General features: G+C 59.7%; 17 protein-coding genes. 10 read left to right on the top strand and 7 right to left on the bottom strand.

All coding sequences use genetic code 11. From position 1 onward, the window contains the following. Positions 1-2: 2 nt before the first annotated feature. Genes J3364_RS01100 through J3364_RS01115 form a run of 4 tightly spaced genes read right to left on the bottom strand, consistent with a single transcriptional unit; the run spans position 3 to position 3,443 of the window. Positions 3-1,265: an NAD(P)/FAD-dependent oxidoreductase gene (locus J3364_RS01100; RefSeq protein WP_349555973.1), complete on the bottom strand. Its 1,263-nt coding sequence runs from the start codon at positions 1,263-1,265 to the stop codon at positions 3-5. Continuing rightward, positions 1,262-2,056, bottom strand: a complete 795-nt coding sequence (locus J3364_RS01105) for an SDR family NAD(P)-dependent oxidoreductase (RefSeq protein WP_349555977.1) — start codon at positions 2,054-2,056, stop codon at positions 1,262-1,264. Before J3364_RS01105 ends, J3364_RS01100 begins: the two co-directional genes overlap by 4 nt. Next, complete coding sequence (locus J3364_RS01110; protein WP_349555979.1) at positions 2,053-2,487, bottom strand: nuclear transport factor 2 family protein; 435 nt, start codon at positions 2,485-2,487, stop codon at positions 2,053-2,055. The genes J3364_RS01105 and J3364_RS01110 overlap by 4 nt, the downstream gene beginning before the upstream one ends. Then, positions 2,484-3,443, bottom strand: a complete 960-nt coding sequence (locus tag J3364_RS01115) for an acyl-CoA desaturase (protein WP_349555981.1) — start codon at positions 3,441-3,443, stop codon at positions 2,484-2,486. Before J3364_RS01115 ends, J3364_RS01110 begins: the two co-directional genes overlap by 4 nt. Positions 3,444-3,561: 118 nt before the next feature. Between J3364_RS01115 and J3364_RS01120 the strand changes: the two genes are divergently transcribed. Continuing rightward, positions 3,562-4,620 carry an NAD(P)/FAD-dependent oxidoreductase gene (locus J3364_RS01120; RefSeq protein WP_349555983.1) on the top strand — a complete coding sequence of 353 codons (1,059 nt, stop codon included), beginning with the start codon at positions 3,562-3,564 and terminating at the stop codon, positions 4,618-4,620. On the opposite strand, the gene J3364_RS01125 is transcribed toward J3364_RS01120, so the two are convergent. Further along, entirely contained in the window at positions 4,577-6,043 is a 1,467-nt protein-coding gene (locus J3364_RS01125; protein WP_349555985.1) for an HD domain-containing protein, read from the bottom strand. The genes J3364_RS01120 and J3364_RS01125 overlap by 44 nt on opposite strands. A gap of 124 nt (positions 6,044-6,167) precedes the next feature. Between J3364_RS01125 and J3364_RS01130 the strand changes: the two genes are divergently transcribed. The 4 genes from J3364_RS01130 to J3364_RS01145 all read left to right on the top strand — a co-directional run bounded on the left by J3364_RS01130 (position 6,168) and on the right by J3364_RS01145 (position 9,485). After that, the gene (locus J3364_RS01130) at positions 6,168-7,352 is read left to right on the top strand and encodes a PP2C family protein-serine/threonine phosphatase (RefSeq protein WP_203140886.1); all 1,185 of its coding nucleotides are present in this window, start codon (positions 6,168-6,170) and stop codon (positions 7,350-7,352) included. A 1-nt stretch (position 7,353) separates the two neighbouring features. Further along, positions 7,354-7,842 (top strand): STAS domain-containing protein, encoded by a 489-nt coding sequence (locus tag J3364_RS01135; RefSeq protein ID WP_123634775.1) that lies wholly within the window; start codon positions 7,354-7,356, stop codon positions 7,840-7,842. Between the two features lie 100 nt (positions 7,843-7,942). After that, the gene (locus J3364_RS01140) at positions 7,943-9,013 is read left to right on the top strand and encodes an NAD(P)H-dependent glycerol-3-phosphate dehydrogenase (protein ID WP_203140887.1); all 1,071 of its coding nucleotides are present in this window, start codon (positions 7,943-7,945) and stop codon (positions 9,011-9,013) included. Positions 9,014-9,029: 16 nt separating this feature from the next. Then, positions 9,030-9,485 (top strand): SixA phosphatase family protein, encoded by a 456-nt coding sequence (locus J3364_RS01145; RefSeq protein WP_349555988.1) that lies wholly within the window; start codon positions 9,030-9,032, stop codon positions 9,483-9,485. 42 nt (positions 9,486-9,527) lie between these two features. Here J3364_RS01145 and J3364_RS01150 read toward each other — a convergent pair whose 3' ends face one another. After that, on the bottom strand, positions 9,528-10,658 hold the full coding sequence (locus J3364_RS01150) for an aminotransferase class V-fold PLP-dependent enzyme (RefSeq protein WP_349555990.1): 1,131 nt from the start codon (positions 10,656-10,658) through the stop codon (positions 9,528-9,530). 107 nt (positions 10,659-10,765) lie between these two features. Between J3364_RS01150 and J3364_RS01155 the strand changes: the two genes are divergently transcribed. The 3 genes from J3364_RS01155 (at position 10,766) to J3364_RS01165 (ending at position 13,014) form a co-directional block, all read left to right on the top strand. Beyond that, positions 10,766-11,665, top strand: coding sequence for a radical SAM protein (locus tag J3364_RS01155; RefSeq protein WP_349555992.1), 900 nt, complete (start codon positions 10,766-10,768; stop codon positions 11,663-11,665). A gap of 54 nt (positions 11,666-11,719) precedes the next feature. Next, a complete protein-coding gene (locus J3364_RS01160; RefSeq protein ID WP_349555993.1) occupies positions 11,720-12,280 on the top strand; it encodes a DUF1285 domain-containing protein in 561 nt (186 codons plus the stop codon). A 272-nt stretch (positions 12,281-12,552) separates the two neighbouring features. Continuing rightward, positions 12,553-13,014 (top strand): FKBP-type peptidyl-prolyl cis-trans isomerase, encoded by a 462-nt coding sequence (locus tag J3364_RS01165; protein ID WP_123634769.1) that lies wholly within the window; start codon positions 12,553-12,555, stop codon positions 13,012-13,014. A gap of 148 nt (positions 13,015-13,162) precedes the next feature. Here J3364_RS01165 and J3364_RS01170 read toward each other — a convergent pair whose 3' ends face one another. Then, positions 13,163-14,815 carry an electron transfer flavoprotein-ubiquinone oxidoreductase gene (locus tag J3364_RS01170; protein ID WP_349555995.1) on the bottom strand — a complete coding sequence of 551 codons (1,653 nt, stop codon included), beginning with the start codon at positions 14,813-14,815 and terminating at the stop codon, positions 13,163-13,165. A 737-nt stretch (positions 14,816-15,552) separates the two neighbouring features. On the opposite strand from J3364_RS01170, the gene J3364_RS01175 reads away from it, so the two are divergent. Further along, positions 15,553-16,302: an electron transfer flavoprotein subunit beta/FixA family protein gene (locus J3364_RS01175; protein WP_349555997.1), complete on the top strand. Its 750-nt coding sequence runs from the start codon at positions 15,553-15,555 to the stop codon at positions 16,300-16,302. Beyond that, on the top strand, positions 16,303-17,244 hold the full coding sequence (locus J3364_RS01180) for an electron transfer flavoprotein subunit alpha/FixB family protein (RefSeq protein WP_349555999.1): 942 nt from the start codon (positions 16,303-16,305) through the stop codon (positions 17,242-17,244). The last annotated feature ends 62 nt before the right edge of the window (positions 17,245-17,306 follow it).

The raw sequence follows: 17,306 nt of genomic DNA on the forward strand, positions 1-17,306 counted from the left end.
GACTATAACCTCACACCGAAGGCGTCTGTCACCCGCAGGGCACTGCGCACGCCGTCTTCATGGAAACCATTGAACCAGTAGGCGCCGCAGAAATGGGTGCGGTTGTGGCCTCCAATCTCGTCGTAGCGCTGTTGGGCAGCGACCGCTGCCATCGTAAACACCGGATGAGCATAATTGTAACGCTCGATGATGCGATCCGGATCGATGGCATCGGACCGGTTCAGGGTGACGCAGAAGGTTTCCGGTGCCTCGTCGAAATTCTGCAGGATGTTCATGTCGTAGGTGACCGAGACCGGCTCGGTCGGATGCTCCGGAATCGTATAGTTCCAGGCGGCCCAGGCCCGGCGGCTGCGGGGCAGCAGGCTGTCGTCGGTATGCAGGACCACGTCGTTGTCCTGGTATTCGATGGCGCCCAGGATTTCGGTTTCCCCATCGGTCGGGTCGGCCAGCATCGCCAGCGCCTGGTCGCTGTGGCAGCCGAGAATCACCTGGTCGTAGGATTCAGTGTGACCGTTCACCGTCACATCCACATGATCGTCAAACCGACGGATGGCAGTAACAGGGCTGTTCAGCCGGGTTAACGGGCCGAGCCTGTCCATCATACGGTCCACGTAGCTCGCCGAACCGCCGGAAATCACGCGCCAGGTGGGGCGATCGTCGACCGACAGCATGCCGTGGTTATTGAAGAACTGCAGGAAAAAGCGCACCGGGAACTGTTCCAGCACAATCTCCGGTGCCGACCAGATCGCGGCGCCCATGGGTACGATGTAGAAGTTGCGGAAATACCGGGAGTAGCCGTTGCGGTTCAGGTATTCGCCCAGCGTTTCATCGTCACTGATCCGGCCGGAGGCCAGTTCGGCGCGGGTCTGTTTGTTGAACCGCAAAATCTCCCGGATCATGTTCAGAAACGGCGGGTTGAGCAGGTTACGCCGTTGTGCGAACAGTGTGTTGAGGCTGGTGCCGTTGTATTCCAGCCCGGTGCGCGCGCAGGCCACACTGAAGCTCATGTCACTTTCTTCCCAGGCCACATCGAGCCGCTCCATCAGCTTGATGAAGTTCGGGTAGGTCCAGTCGTTGAACACGATAAAACCGGTGTTAACCGGCCAGGCACGTCCGCCCAGCTCCACTGATCGGGTATTGGTGTGGCCGCCAGCGTAATCGGCGGCTTCGAACAGGGTGACATCGTGATAATCGGCCAGCAACCAGGCACTGGTCAGGCCGGCAACGCCTCCGCCGACGACGGCTATTTTCTGTCGGTCTGTCATTCAGGGTGTTCCTTGGATGATCGGGTCATTCTGGCGGCCAGCCTGTCGACCCAGCTCTGTGGTAACGCGCCCAGCAGTTTCAGCGTCAGTGTGAAACGCCGGGGAAAATGGATTTCGGAAGCCCCGCGCTGAAGCCCCTTCACGATACGATCGGCGGCCTCGGTGGCTTCGATCAGGCAGGGCATGGGGAAGTCGTTGCGATCGGTCAGCGGTGTTTTCACAAAACCGGGCGAGACCAGCGTGACCCGGATACCCTCGGCGGCAAGATCGGCCCGCAATGAATGGGCCAGATAGGCCAGGGCGGCCTTGGAAGCGCCATACCCTTCGGCGCGTCCAAATGGGAACCACCAGGCTGAAGAACCCACGATCACCAGTTCCGCCGGTAAACCCTGGCGGCGGGCTTCTCTCAGGGCCGGCAGGACCGCTTCCACACTGCGGGCGGTTCCGGTGACGTTGGTGTGCAGGTTATGCTCGATCACGTCGGCGTCGAAGTGCTCGACGTCCAGGTACTCACAGGTACCGGCGTTGAGAACCGCCATTTGCAGCGGTGCCTGCTCTGCGAATGTTGCGGTCAGGCCGTTGAGGGCCCCCCGATCGGTCGTGTCGGCGGGAGCCACCGTGACCTGGTCAGGGTAGGCTGCGGCCAGCGTTTCCAGCGGTTCGCGCCGCCGTCCGGTTGCGATCACGTGATGCCCCTGCGCCAGCATTGCCTGTGCCAGGGCCTCGCCGATGCCGGACGATGCGCCGGTCAGCCAGAGAGTGATCGGTCGGTCCAGGGTAGACTGACTCATGCCGCGTATTTCCGGATCAGGCGCACCGCCGAGCCCAGCACCGGCAGATGCTCGTAAAGGAGTTGGCCCGCGTCGAAATAGTCGCGGTGGGCGATGATGAGATCATCGGCGAGTTGCAGATGGCTGATGCCATCGACCTGGATCGGCGTACCCCGGCGAATACGGCGATGCTGCAGCGTCATGGTCCAGGGCAGGCAGATGGCCGGGTCCGCGCCGATCACATCGTCAAAGCGAAAGCTGCAGCTGATGACATTGGTGTAGGCACTGGAGAAGTATTCCGTCAGCGCGTCCAGACCTTCGACGGTGACAAACGGATCCGCAAACCGGACGTCCGGGCTGTAAACGGACTCCAGCGCCCCTAACTGGTCTGAAGACATCTGGTTGAACAGCCGCTGGAAGCGATCCAGACAGGTTTCCGGCATGATAGTCATGCAACATCCCTCCGGTGTTGGCGGTCAATCTCGATGGCTTCCTGACGGATATGGTCGGGCAGACGGTTGAGGTCGTAGATGATGCCCAGCTTTTCCATCAGGCACAGCAGGTAGTAGGTCACGTCAATCTCGTACCACCGGAAACCCTGCCGGGCGGAGAGGGGCCAGCGGTGGTGATTGTTGTGCCAGCCTTCGCCCAGGGTCAGCAGGGCCAGCCACACATTGTTGCGGCTGTCGTCCGTGGTTTCGAACCGCCGCCGGCCCCAGACATGGGCCAGCGAGTTGATCGACACCGTCGCGTGGAACAGGGCCACGGTAGAGATAAAGAAGCCCCAGACCACCAGTTGCAAACCGTTGGTACCCAGGCCCGGCGCCCAGCGAGCGAGGGCTTCGCCCAACAGGTAGATGAGTGCAATGCACAAGGCGGGCATCAGGGCGTCGAACCGGTTGATGAACCGCAGCTCCGGGAATTTAAGCCAGTCGCGCACCCGTTTGTCGTCCATGGCGAAGCCGGCGTCGCAGGTGAACCAGCCAATATGGGACCACCAGAAGCCGCCGTGTTGTGGCGAGTGCAGATCTTCCGGCGCGTCGGAATGCTGATGGTGATGTCGGTGGTGGGCGGCCCACCAGAGCGGCCCGCGCTGGGCGGCGCTGGCCCCGACCAGCGCAAAGACAAACTGCCAGCCCCGGCTGGTCTTGAACGTCTTGTGTGAGAAATAGCGGTGGTAGAAGCCGGTGATGGCAAACATTCTCAGGGCGAAGAAGGCGATGGCAAACCCCACCGCGAACGTACTGAAACCGGTAAAAAGGGCACCGAAACAGGCCAGATGCAGCGCGAGGAAGGGCATTACCCGAACCCAATTGAAAGAGCGGGACTGCCGGTCAAGCTGATCTGAATGCGCTTCGGAGTCGAACCATCTTTGAATGCTGTAGCGCCAATGCTGTACTCGGGTCATGAAAGTGAATGCCTTCCCATTGCACGGTCTGGATAACTCGAATATCCGGGCCCGGAACGTGCCCGGAACCCGACGACGGTGACTATACGTTTAAAACCAACACTTTGGATGCACTGCCTTGCAAATAGATAATGATTCACCCGTCAGAGATGTCATACGGACCGTTGCGATCGTTGGTTCAGGGTTGAGTGGGCTAACCGCCGCAATATTTCTGAAAGAGGCTGGCCTGTCCGTCACCCTGTTTGAGAAGAGTCGGGGACCGGGCGGTCGCCTGGCCGCGAAGCGGGTACCGGATGGCGCCATCGATATCGGCGCGCAGTACTTCACCATCCGCGATCCGGCGTTTCGCCGGTTTCTGGAAACGTCGGCCGGAAATGACACGTTTGAGGAGTGGCGCGGTCAGCTCCGCTTCCAGCAGGAAGACGGGCGTTGGACCGATTTTCTCGCGGGACCGCGATATGTGGGCGTTCCTCGGATGACTGCCATTTCCCGGGCTCTGGCCACGGACCTGTCGGTGGTTTACGAGACTCGCATTGCACGCATCGAGCGGGCTACCGCGGGCTGGGCGCTGATTGACACCAGCGGTGGAGTGCAGGGTGACTTCGATGCCGTGCTGATCACGGCGCCTCCGGTGCAGGCTCGGGACCTCTTGTTGGCATCAGATACCGGCCTGGACACCTCGGCGCCCGAGCTGACGGACTTGCCGCTGGACGCCTGTTGGACCGTCATGGCCCATTTTCGTGACAACCCGAGCCCCGGAACCGATGGCTTCAGTTGCCGGCATCCCGTACTGCAATGGGCGGCCAATAACAGCAGCAAGCCCGGCCGGGAAAACGATGGAAGTTGGTGGGTCCTGCACGCGCGGGCGGACTGGTCGGAAGCGCATCAGGAGGCCGAGGCGGACTGGGTGGCCCGCCAACTGCTGGCGGCTTTCGGCACCTGCACGAACCCGTCATCGCTCCCGGAAACGGTCATGACCCATCGTTGGCTCTATGCGAAAACCCGGGAAACGGGCGAGCACCCGGGCCACCTGTGGTATCCGCAACAGCGCATTGGCTTGTGTGGCGACTGGTTGGCCGGCGGTCGCGTCGAAGGAGCCTTCCAGAGTGGGCAGGCCCTGGCCGAGGCGATCCTTATGGCGCGCGAAGCCGCTCCGGACGACGGTAGAAGTGGGTAATGGTGCCGTCCCCGAACTTGGAGAAGAAGGCGCTGACGTCGGTAATTCTTTTGAGGTGACGCCGGCGGGTGACCGGTTCGCGCATCAGTACCTTGATGCCGTTGAAATTGTCCTGAATGTTGGAGAAGCGGGCCCGCATGGTGCAGGTGACCACCTCGGACGGTGATGTGCCGAGCATGCCGGCCAGTTCTTCGATGTGGGCCTGTCGTTGCTCGGGCGTGAGGTTCTCCCGGGTGTCGAGGTGGTCGAGCTTGATCCGGTCCACGATGCACTTGGAGTAGCTGTTTGGCGTCTGGCGCGCCTTGCGCCGGAAGGCTTCCCAGAAAAAGTTATCCGTCAGCTCGGCAAAATAGTCCATACGGCTCAGGCAGACGTCGACCCAGTCGAAGGTTTCTGGATCCTCCAGTACCTCGTTGATGGCTTCACGCAGTAGCCAGTCAAAGCCCAGGGCCGTCTTGTGGGCGTAAACCTTGCGGTACATCTGGTAACGGCTGTAGACGAAGTCCTCCAGCGCGCCCAGGCCCTTGTGGGTGATCGCCAGACCCAGCCAGGGCTCCTCGACGTTCCAACCGAAACGCAGGTTGCTCAGCAGGTGGTCCAGGTTGAACCCGCCAATGGTGACGGACGAGTGAAAACCGTCCCGCAGCATGTAGTCGGCCCGATCCGCATCGATCTCGCCGGATACGATCGACGACAACAGGTCCATCACCAGGCGTGGCGTGGAGGTATCCTGCAGCACGCCGGCGTGGGCGTCCAGACCGGCGATAAACGACCAGAAGGTTTCTGCATGCCGGCAGAAAACCTCAGAGGGTGTGACGCGGGTCGTTTCCATAATGCCCAGCACATCGTTACGATGCAGCCCGGCGGGCTCCAGGTCAGTGTGTTCGAGCACGTCATAGGCGACCCGCACGGAATAGTGCTCGTGCTCCAGCTCTTCCGGGGGCTCATTGTAGATGTCGCGGATGTCGATGCCGGCCCAGAGATCCCGGAAGCGGCTCGGACGACTCATCAGTTCCTTGATCCGGCGCGCCTGGGTGAACTGGTGGGAAAAACTGGAATGCCCGCTGTCGTGCAGCAGGCAGGCGAGGCGTATGATTTTGGACAGGTAATCGATGGCCTCGAGTTGCGTCAGCGTCAGGTCCACGTCCCGGCTGAGTTGCTGTTCCCGCAGGTAGGCGTTGATCATCGAGCGGAACATGCGCGTGCCCACGTGCATGACGCCAATGCTGTGGAGAAACCGTGAATGGGTCGCGCCCGGAAAAACGAGGCTCAGGATGTCGTTCTGGCAGATATTGCGCAGACGCTGGTACAGCGGGTGGTCGATCACCTGAATCTCGTGGCGATACAACGGGATACCGCCGTGGACCGGGTCCATGATGAGCTTGTCGTAGGCGCCCAGCAGGTCATCTATCGCTCGTGGCATGCGGGAAAGGCCTCCTCAGGCTTGTTATATGTCGCCGCCGTGCCAGAATAGCGGATAAGGCAAGCCCCTGAAATGGCCATGTGATATCCCGTTGATACAGCGGGTGTTCTCGGAGGAAGTTTAAATGGGATCGCGCACTGAGCGCATTCTGATTATTGATCCGGACCCCGCGGCGGCAAAGGAATTGGACCGCTTCCTGGAATCCCGGGGCTTTTATGTCAGTACGTACGCCAGCATCGGCAAGGCCGAAGCCGCCTTCGAAGACAAGATGCCGGATGCGATTTTCGCCGACGTCTCCGCCGACTTGATCCGCAAGCTGGTCGACCGCATGGACGATGAGGACGCGTTTGTGCCCATCATCGCCTGCCACGCCTCGGAAAGCGCCGAGGAGGTGGTGTCCGCCCTGCGGGCCGGTGCCGCCGACTTTGTGATCAAACCCTACCACGACAAGGATCTGCTGGACGACGTGCTGGCCAAGATGTTCGACCGGGTGCGGGTGTCGAGGCTGAACCAGGTCTACCGGCAGGAGCTGGAAGCCGCCAACCGTGATTTGCGGGCCGGGATTTCCGAGTTGCGCGCCGACCAGCGGGCCGGGCGCAAGGTCCAGCTCAAAATGTTGCCGGACCGGCACTTTGAGTCAACGGCGGTGTCTATTGATCATATGATCAAGCCGTCCCTCTATCTGAGTGGCGATTTTCTCGATTATTTCCCGTTGGATGAGAACCGGACGCTGGTCTACATTGCCGACGTCTCCGGACATGGGGCCAGTTCGGCCTTTGTGACCGTATTACTGAAGAATCTGACGAACCGGTTGCAACGTAATGTAAGAAGGGGCTCCAGCGATGATATCCTGTACCCCGACCGGTTCCTGCAGCGAATCAACTCGGAACTGCTGGACACCGGGCTTGGTAAGCACCTGACGGTGTTTGCCGGCATTATCTATCATCAGGAGCGCAAGCTGGCTTATGCCGTCGGGGCGCATTTCCCGATGCCGATGGTGGGTAACGCCCAGGGCGAGTGGCATTTTCTGGAAGGTAACGGCCTGCCAGTCGGGCTGTTTGAAAGTCCCACATGGGACGTCTACGAAATGCCGCTGGAGGAAGGATTCCGCCTGATCCTGTTTTCCGACGGAATCCTGGAAGTCATCAAGGCCCGAAGCCTCGATGAAAAGGAGCGACAACTACTTGAAGTCGTTTCCGGAGGTCGTCACACTATCGCATCCTTGAGTGATGCCCTGAACCTCGATGCAATCACAGAATTGCCGGACGATATCGCTATTGTGACAGTGACGGACGTAGTGGCGAACTAAGATGTCTAGCTACAAGATACTGCAAGCTGAGCAACAAGGGATTTATCTCCTGAAGTTTATCGGCGAAATCCGGCTGAACCTGTGTTCAACGCTGGACAATCTGGTTGAGTCCATCACGAACAACCCTGAATTCCGCACGGTTGTCATTGATCTCTCCGAAACCGAGATTATCGACAGCACCACGCTGGGATTGTTGGCGAAGATCGCCATGGCTGCCGAGAAGCGCAGTCATTTCCTGCCGACACTGATCTCCACCAATCCCGATGTGACCCGCATCATTACGTCCATGGGGTTCGACAAGATTTTCATCATCGTGCGCGAACCAGCCTCCCGGATTGAAGAACTGGAAGAGATTCCCGTGCTCCGGGCCAGCGAACAGCAGGTCCGTGACAAGGTACTGGATGCACACCGGGTCCTGATGGGCATGAACAGCCGCAACCGCGAAGAGTTCAAGAACCTGGTACGGGCGCTGGAGTGCGAAGAACCCTGATCGGGGAATCGCCTTCTTCCGCTTTGCCATGCTGATCCGCTTCGCCCGAACGCCGTCGCCCGCTGCCCCGCATCCCTGATTCATACACCACGGTATTTTCATGTCTGATAACAAAACAGCGACATCCGCCCGTCCATCCGCTCCAACCGGCCGGCAGGTTGCCGTCCTCGGCGGTGGCAGCTTTGGAACGGCGATGACCAAGGTGTTGGCGGAAAATGGCCACACCGTCCGCTTCTGGATGCGCAGCGAGGCCCAGGTCGAGGAAGTGAAGACCGCTGGCACCAACCGCCGGTATATGCCGGATGTGGTCCTGAGCGGTGATATCCGGGCCACCACCGATTTCCGCGAAGCGGTGCACGAGGCCGAGGCCATCTTCGTCGCGATTCCCAGCAAGGCTTTCCGCACGGTGATCCGCGAGCATGCCACGGAATTTGAAGACGGGCAGGTGGTGGTCAGCCTGACCAAGGGCATCGAGAAGGAAGGGTTCCGCCTGATGAGCGAAATCCTCCAGGAAGAAATTCCACGCACCCGAATCGGCGTGCTGAGTGGCCCCAATCTGGCGCAGGAGATCGCCGGGCGAGACCTGACAGCGACCGTTATCGCCGCCAAGGATCCTGACGTCCGCAATCGTGTCCAGGAATTGCTGGGGTGCGATTATTTCCGGGTCTACGCCAACGTGGACGTGTACGGTGTCGAGCTGGCCGGGGCCCTGAAAAATATCTATGCGATTGTGGCGGGCATGGCCTCAGCGCTGTCGCTGGGCGAAAATGCCCGGGCCATGCTGATTACCCGCAGTCTGGCGGAGATGAGCCGGTTCGCCGTCAGCCTGGGGGCGAACCCCATGACGTTTATGGGGCTGGCCGGCGTAGGCGATCTGATCGTCACCTGCACCTCATCCAAGAGCCGCAATTTCCGGATCGGTTATGCGGTGGGTCAAGGGCAGGAACTGGACGACGCGGTGGCCGAGCTGGGACAGGTGGCGGAAGGTATCCGCACGCTGCAGCTGGTCAAGGACAAGGCGGAGGATATGGGCGTGCCCATGCCGCTGGTCGGCGGGCTGCACAAGATCCTCTACAGTGACGCCACCATATACGACGTGATCAACGGGCTGATGACAGCGGTGCAGAATTCGGACGTGGAGTTCATTCTCCCGCGCACATTGTCATCCTGAAGTGGAAAGGGCGGTTGTGAAACTGATCATCATGCGCCACGGCGAGGCCGGCTGGCACAGTATCGACCAGATGCGGGAGTTGACCGAGGCCGGGCGTTTTGCCAGTGGCCGGGTTGCCAGCGAGATTGCGTCGTCCCGCTGGCGGCCGGAGCTGATCTGGTGTTCGACGCTGACCCGGGCCCAGCAGACGGCATCGATTGTCGGCGAGGTGATGAATCTGCCGATCATCGAGCGGCCCTTCCTGACGCCGGACAATGACCCCGGTGAGTGCCTGGATGTGCTGCTCACCGAGGACAACCTCCCGCAGACGTTAATGATCATCTCGCACATGCCGCTGGTGGGCTCGCTGGCCACCTTGCTGGTGGACGGCCACCGCCGCGGCATCCCCTTCATGACCAGCCAGGCAGTGGTGCTTGACCTGCCCATCGTCGGGCCCGGTTGTGGCGACCTGAAGGCTCAGTTCCTGGCCTGATTTTAGTGTCCCATCGGTTTAACGAATGAACCCGATGGGACACTAAGCGCCGATCAGCTTTCGCAAGCGATCGACGGCCAGATCCATCGCGCGTTCAGTGGTGTAGAAGTGCGGCGAGAAGCGAACGCCGCCGCCCCGGCTGGCGCAGACCACTTGCTCATCCATCAGGGCTTTGTAGAGCTCCTGAGAATTTTGCCCTTCAACCTGGAAGGTCAGGATCCCTGAGCGTCGGCGTTCATTCAGCGCACTCAGGATAGCGACGCCGGGCAGGTTTCGCAGGGCATTCGCCAGATAATCCACTTTGGCAAACAGGTGATCCCGGACGTTATCCATGCCGTGTTCCAGGAGCAAGGCGGTGCTGGCCTCCAGGGCGTGAGCGGCCACGCTGTTGGGGCTACCGCACTCGAATCTGACCGCAGACGGCGCGACGCGCCAGCTGTGCTGATCAAAATCCCCGCGTTTATCCACCATGTGCCAGCCGTATTCGTTCAGTTTGAGTCGATCCCGCAATCCCGCACGCACATAGAAGACGCCCAGTCCTTCGGGGCCCAGCAACCACTTGTGGCCGTCCGCCATGGTGAAGTCGATCTGGGCTCGTTGTACGTCCATGGGCAAAGCGCCAAGGCTTTGAATCGCATCGACGCAAAACAGGATGTCCGCCTCTTTGCACGCTTTGCCGAGTCTTTCGAGATCTACACGCAGGCCGGTTCCGTACTGCACGGAGCTGATGGCCAGCAGGCGCGTGTTCTCGGTGAAGGCGGCGATGATATCCGCCTCGCAATCGTCTCCGTCGAGACAGACTTTGCGGACCGTAACGCCCTGGTCGGCGAGGGATTCCCAAACGATGCTGTTGGATGGGAATTCCCGGTCGGAGATAATGACTTCATCACCCGGCGACCAGCTCAGTCCGTAGGCCACGAATGACAGCGCCTCGGAGGTGTTCTTGACCAGTGCGATATCGTCCGTCGAAGGTGCATTCAATAGTTGGGCGAGGTTCGTTCGCAACTGGCTTTCGACGTCCATCCAGCGGGGATAGTGCTGTGCGCCCCGTTCGGCATTCTCGCGGGCAAAGCGGGCGACGGCGTCAGCAGCGCGAGTAGGCCAGGGCGCTACGGCCGCGTGATTGAGATAACTGATCTGAGGATCGAGTTTAAATTCGTTATCCAGGTCCATGATAAGATTGGATATCCTTTTTGGAGTCGGCGTCTGATTGAATCCGGGCCAGGCCCTTTGTACCGACACTACCATACAGCGGATACGAGACGGAGCTTTGAAGACCTATGCGGTCATTTCCTATCGACTATATCGAGCCGGTATTCCGGCCGCCGAGTGAGGCGCGTTCCCTGATACTGCCGCTGACCAACGGCTGCTCCTGGAACAAGTGCACCTTCTGCGAGATGTACACCCAGCCCCAGAAGAAGTTCCGGGCGCGCAAGGACGACGAGGTGCTGGCCGATATCGAGCGGTCCGCTTCAGCCTTCGACGGCAAGGTACGCCGGGTATTCCTGGCCGATGGCGACGCCATGGTGTTGCCCACCCGGCGTCTGCTCTGGGTGCTGGAAACGCTTTACGATCGTTTTCCGGCGCTGGAGCGGGTCACCAGTTATTGCCTGCCGCGCAACCTTGCAAAGAAGTCGGTCGAGGACCTGACGGCGCTGAAAGCCGCCGGTCTGCAGATGCTCTATGTGGGGATGGAATCGGGAGACGACGAGGTTCTGGCGCGGGTCAACAAGGGCGAGACGGCGGGGTCGACTCGCAGCGCGCTGCTCAAGATGCGCGAAGCGGGCATCAAAAGCTCCGTTATGGTTCTGAATGGCCTGGGCGGGAAACAACTTTCGGAGCAGCACGCCATCAACACCGCTAAGCTGTGCAATGACACCCAGCCGGATTTCCTGTCCACTCTGGTTGTCAGCTTCCCGCAGGGCGAGGAGCGTTTCCGTGCAGGGTTTGGGGACGGTTTCGAGCCGCTGGACCAGCCAGCCCTGTTCTCGGAGATCGAGCAATTCCTGTCCCATCTGGAGCTGGATAATACGGTATTTCGCAGCGACCACGCCTCCAACTATCTGGTTCTGAAAGGCCGTCTGGGACGGGATAAACAACGCCTGCTCGGCGAAGTCCGGCTGGCGATCGAGCAGCCTGGGGCCATGCCGCTGCGCCAGGAATGGCAGCGCGGCTTGTGAATCAGGCCTGGTCGATGGGCGGCTGACGCTTGAACGGGATCAACGGGAGAGAACATGACAGACGAGACGAAGCGTATCGAAGAGCAGATCAGGGAAGCCCGCGAGGCGTTCGAAGGCCGGCCACCTTTGGATAAATGGCACCCCGATCTCTCAGGGGATATCGACATGCGCATCCTGCGGGACGGGACCTGGCTGTTCCAGGGTAAGCCGCTGCAGCGGGAGGCGATCGTGAGACTGTTCGCCACCATCCTGCGTCGCGAAGACGACGGTGAATATTACCTGGTGACGCCGGTCGAAAAATGGCGGTTGCAGGTCGAGGACACGCCGTTACTGGCCCATGGTCTGGATGTGAGTGGCGAAGGGCGAAGCCAGGTGCTGACTCTGACGCTGAATACCGGTGAGTCACTGGTCGTCGGTGCCGAGCATCCGCTGCGCATGGACAGCTATGACAGTGGAGAGCCGCGACCCTTGGTTGGCGTGGTGCAGGGGTTGGAGGCTCGCCTGGTCACGGCGGCCTACTACGAGCTGGCTGAGCGCGCCGTTGCCAGTCCGGACGACGAGCGGGTGCTGGGGGTTTGGAGCGACGGTCAGTTTTTTGAGTTGGGCCAGGAGTAGGGGAAACGAGCGTTTCTTGAGGCGATCCATACGCTTTCTCCAATTAATCGGTCCGGTCCCCTTGAAAAAACGGGGTGCGGTCTCAACCTCAGGTAGCGTACGCAGCAAGACGTTTGTTAAGCTGTTGCATTAAACATCTTGTTTTTTGTAGAGCCTGGCTCTCGAACGAGGATGGTTGTCGTTAGTCCCTCTGTGCAGTCCGCCTGTTCACGAACACTTTCGATTACCGAGTTACACACACTGCTTATTTTTGCGGCACGCAAGGAGATCACATGGCCCAACCTCGTGTTGTTACCATTCACTATACGCTTACCAACGAACAGGGCGAGCAGCTCGATTCTTCCCGCGAGGAAGGTCGTGAGCCGCTGACCTATCTGGAAGGCGCGCAGAACATCATCAGCGGTCTGGAATCAGCGCTGAACGAAAAAGAAGCTGGCGAGAAGCTTCAGGTCTCCGTCGAGCCGGCAGAGGGCTACGGTGAGAAGAACGAAGAGCTGGTTCAGCCGGTTCCGCGTTCCGCCTTTGAAGGCGTTGACACCATCGAGCCGGGCATGCAGTTCCAGGCACAGACTCCGGGCGGTCCGCAGATCGTTCGCGTCGTGGAAGTTGAGGAAGAAACCGTCACCATCGATGCCAACCATCCGCTGGCCGGTGAGACCCTGAACTTCGATGTCGAAGTCATCGAAACCCGCGAGCCGACCGAAGAAGAGGTAGAGCACGGTCACGTGCACTGAGCCTAAGGTGGGTTATCGAAAAAAGCGGCTCATTGAGCCGCTTTTTTTATGTCCGAAGAAAAGCGGGGCGTGAGTCCGGCTGTGTGAGGATGACCTTGCCATAAAAAAGGCGACCCGAGGGTCGCCTTTTTGTTCCGGCCGAACGTTATTACATGTTCGGATAGTTCGGACCACCACCGCCTTCCGGCGTCACCCAGGTGATGTTCTGGGCCGGGTCCTTGATGTCGCAGGTCTTGCAGTGGACGCAGTTCTGGGCGTTGATCTGGAACTTCTTGCCACTGCCGTCGTCCGCTTCCACCACCTCGTACACGCCCGCCGGGCAGTAACGCTGCGCCGGTTCGTTGTACTTCGGCAGGTTTTCCTGGATCGGGATCTCCGGGTTGCTCAGCTTCAGGTGAATCGGCTGATCTTCCTCGTGGTTGGTGTTGGAAATGAACACCGAGGACAGACGGTCAAACGTCAGCGTGTTATCCGGCTTCGGATAGTCGATTTTCTTCGACTGGTCGGCCGGCTTCATCGTCGCGTAATCCGGGGTAGTGTCCCGGAAAGTGAATGGCAGGCTCCGGTGCAGGATGTTCTGCTCCAGGTAGGCGATGCCACCGCCAATGATGTTGCCGAACTTGTGCATGGCCGGACCGAAGTTCCGCTCATCGTACAGCTCTTTATACAGCCAGCTGTTCTCGAAACGCTCGGCGAAGCTGGTGATCTCCTCGCCGTTCTTGCCGTCTTTCAGGGCTTCGAAGACTGCTTCCGCGCCCAGCAGGCCGGACTTCATGGCGGTGTGGGAGCCCTTGATCTTGGAGCTGTTCAGTGTACCGGCGTCACAGCCCAGCAGCAGACCGCCCGGGAAGCTCATCTTCGGCAGCGCGTTGTAGCCGCCCTTGGTGATGGCCCGTGCGCCATAAGCCACCCGCTTGCCGCCTTCCAGGTACTTGCGAATCTCCGGATGGAGTTTCAGGCGCTGGAATTCCTCGAACGGGCTCATGTGAGGGTTGCTGTAGGACAGGTCGGTGATGAGGCCGACATACACTTGACCGCCTTCCAGGTGATACAGGAAAGAGCCGCCGGTGGAACCGGACTCGGTCAGCGGCCAGCCGGTGGTGTGGATGACCAGGCCTGGCTCGTGCTTGTCCGGATCGATGTCCCACAGTTCCTTGATGCCGATACCGTAGTGCTGCGGATCCTTGCCTTCATCCAGGTTGAAATCCTTGATCAGACGCTTGCCCAGGTGACCGCGGCAGCCTTCGGAGAACAGGGTGTACTTGGCGCGCAGTTCCATGCCCGGCATATAGCCGTCTTTGTGGCTGCCGTCACGGGCCACGCCCATATCGCCAGTAATGATGCCTTTAACCTGGCCGTCCTCGATGATGGTCTCGGAAGCCGCGAAGCCCGGATACACTTCAACGCCCAGGCCTTCGGCCTGTTCGGCCAGCCAGCGGCACAGATTGCCCAGGCTGATGATGTAGTTGCCGTGGTTGTGCATGTTGCGCGGCACAAACGCGTTGGGGACCTTGGTGGCCGAGTCCTGGCCGCGCAGGACGAAGATGTCGTCGCGGGTGACCGGGGTGTTCAGCGGTGCGCCTTTCTCTTTCCAGTCCGGGAAGAGCTCGTTGAGGGCAGTCGGTTCGAAGACGGTGCCCGCCATGATATGGGCGCCCACTTCCGAGCCTTTTTCGACGACGCATACGGTGAGTTCTTCGCCGGATTCCTGTGCCATCTGCATGATGCGGCAGGCCGCGGACAGCCCTGCAGGGCCCGCACCGACGATCAGAACATCAAATTCCATCGATTCGCGTTCCACGTTGGTCTCCTCAAACTTCATTGTGGATATTGGGATTTCGACGCGCATCTGAGAAGCAGCGAAGAAGAATCCGGTTCTCTCTAGTTTTTAGGGCATCCAGGCGGTCAAGGTCTTTTGTGACTCGCATGGTCCGCACAGCGGTATTGGTAAATCGCTGTGCGGAGTATATAGTACCCAAAGCCTGGGCGACAAACGAACGTTTTACCGCCCAAAGGCTTGTGTCACAGGCGCAAAGGATACAATATAATAAAAATCAAACAAACGTTTGTTTGAAAATCGCTGTGCCCCGTGGCACTGTGGCGAACCATTGGCCCCAAATGCAATCGAGCAGGAGAGGTCACTGGCTGCCGGCGGCTGTATAGTGACATCGCCAACGCGACGGCTATGACATGCCTTACCGGGCGCCATTGTAATACCGATGACGGTGCTGTGTAATGCCTGCACGACTATTGACCCCCCTGGGCTTTGTCGTCAGTATTATGGCGCTTTTAACAAGGGGCCTAACTGTAAGCCGCCCCGTTGTTCAACGTGCATTTGTGCGGTCGCCGCACGCACCGTTGGTGAGAGGCCCGTGTAATAAAGAGCTGGAAAAGCCGGAACGGATGGCCTCGACGAAACCGTACGATTGGTCCCAGGACGAATCGATGCGACAGGAATCATTGGTATGGACGTGGCCTGGCCCGTCAGATACTGCATGATTGCAAGTCTTAAACCCATCGTAGAAGAACGAGGAATCTATGAAGGTTCTGGTCGCTGTTAAACGTGTAATCGACTACAACGTAAAGGTTCGCGTCAAGCCGGATAACACCGGCGTCGATCTTGCCAACGTCAAGATGGCGATGAACCCTTTCTGCGAAATCGCTGTGGAAGAAGCGGTTCGCCTGAAAGAGAAAGGGGTTGCCACTGAAATCGTTGTGGTTTCCATTGGTCCCAAGGCTGCCCAGGAGCAGATCCGTACCGCTCTGGCCCTCGGTGCCGACCGCGGTATCCACGTCGAGACCGACGAGGAAGTCCAGTCCCTGGAAGCCGCCAAGCTGCTGAAGGCCGTTGTCGAGAAGGAAGAGCCCAAGCTGGTTATCCTGGGCAAACAGTCCATCGACACGGACAACAACCAGACAGGCCAGATGCTGGCCGCGCTGACCGGTATGGCTCAGGGCACGTTCGCGTCTGAAGTGGTTGTTGAAGGCGAGAAGGTCAACGTGACCCGTGAAGTGGACGGCGGTCTGTTGACGGTTGCCCTGAACCTGCCGGCGGTCGTGACCACAGACCTGCGTCTGAACGAACCGCGTTACGCTTCGCTGCCCAACATCATGAAAGCCAAGAAGAAGCCGCTCGATAACATGAGCCCGGCGGATCTGGGCGTTGATGTGGCTCCGCGCCTGTCCACCCTGAAGGTTGAGGCTCCGGCTTCCCGTCAGGCCGGTGTGAAGGTTGCCGATGTGGCAGAACTCGTCGACAAACTGAAGAACGAAGCGAAGGTGATCTAAATGAGCATCCTTGTAATTGCTGAACATGACAACAGCAGCCTGAAGCAGGCGACCCTGAATGTCGTCGCGGCGGCCAAGGCTGTAGGTGGTGACATCGACGTTCTGGTGGCGGGCGAGAACTGCGGCGCTGTCGGCGAAGCAGCGGCCAAGATCGAAGGCGTCAACAAGGTTCTGGTTGCGGACAACGCGGCTTACGGCCACTTCCTGGCGGAGAACCTGTCCCTGCTGGTGTCCGACCTGGGCAAGAACTACGGCCACATCTTCGCGGCCGCCGGCACCACCGGTAAGGACTTCATGCCGCGCGTTGCTGCGCTGCTGGACGTCGCTCAGATCTCCGACATCATCCGTGTCGAGTCTGAAGACACCTTCGTGCGTCCGATCTACGCGGGTAACGCCATTGCAACCGTGAAGAGCAGCGACGGCATCAAGGTCGTGACCGTTCGTCCGACCGCGTTTGACCCGGTAGCTGGTGAAGGCGGTTCTGCGTCCGTTGAGACCGTTGACGGTGTTCAGGACGCGGGCGTGTCTTCGTTCGTCAGCGAGCAGCTGGCCGAGTCCGATCGTCCGGATCTGGGCAGTGCCGGTATCGTCATCTCCGGTGGTCGTGGCATGCAGAACGGCGAAAACTTCCAGATGCTGGAAAAAGTCGCGGATCTGCTGGGTGCCGCTGTGGGTGCATCCCGTGCCGCGGTTGACGCCGGTTTCGTACCGAACGACATGCAGGTCGGCCAGACCGGTAAGATCGTGGCTCCGCAGCTGTACGTGGCCGTCGGTATCTCCGGCGCGATCCAGCACCTGGCGGGCATGTCCGACTCCAAGGTGATCGTTGCGATCAACAAGGACGAAGAAGCCCCGATCTTCCAGGTCGCGGACTATGGCCTCGTTGCGGACCTGTTTGAAGCGGTCCCGCAGCTCGAGGAAGAACTGAAGAAAGTTCTGTAAAGAACGGATTCAGTTACAAAAAAGGGCGCCATAACGGCGCCCTTTTTGTTTGCGTGAAAGGT

This window comes from Marinobacter sp. NFXS9 (assembly GCF_040148665.1).
Taxonomy (GTDB): Bacteria; Pseudomonadota; Gammaproteobacteria; order Pseudomonadales; family Oleiphilaceae; genus Marinobacter_A; species Marinobacter_A mangrovi.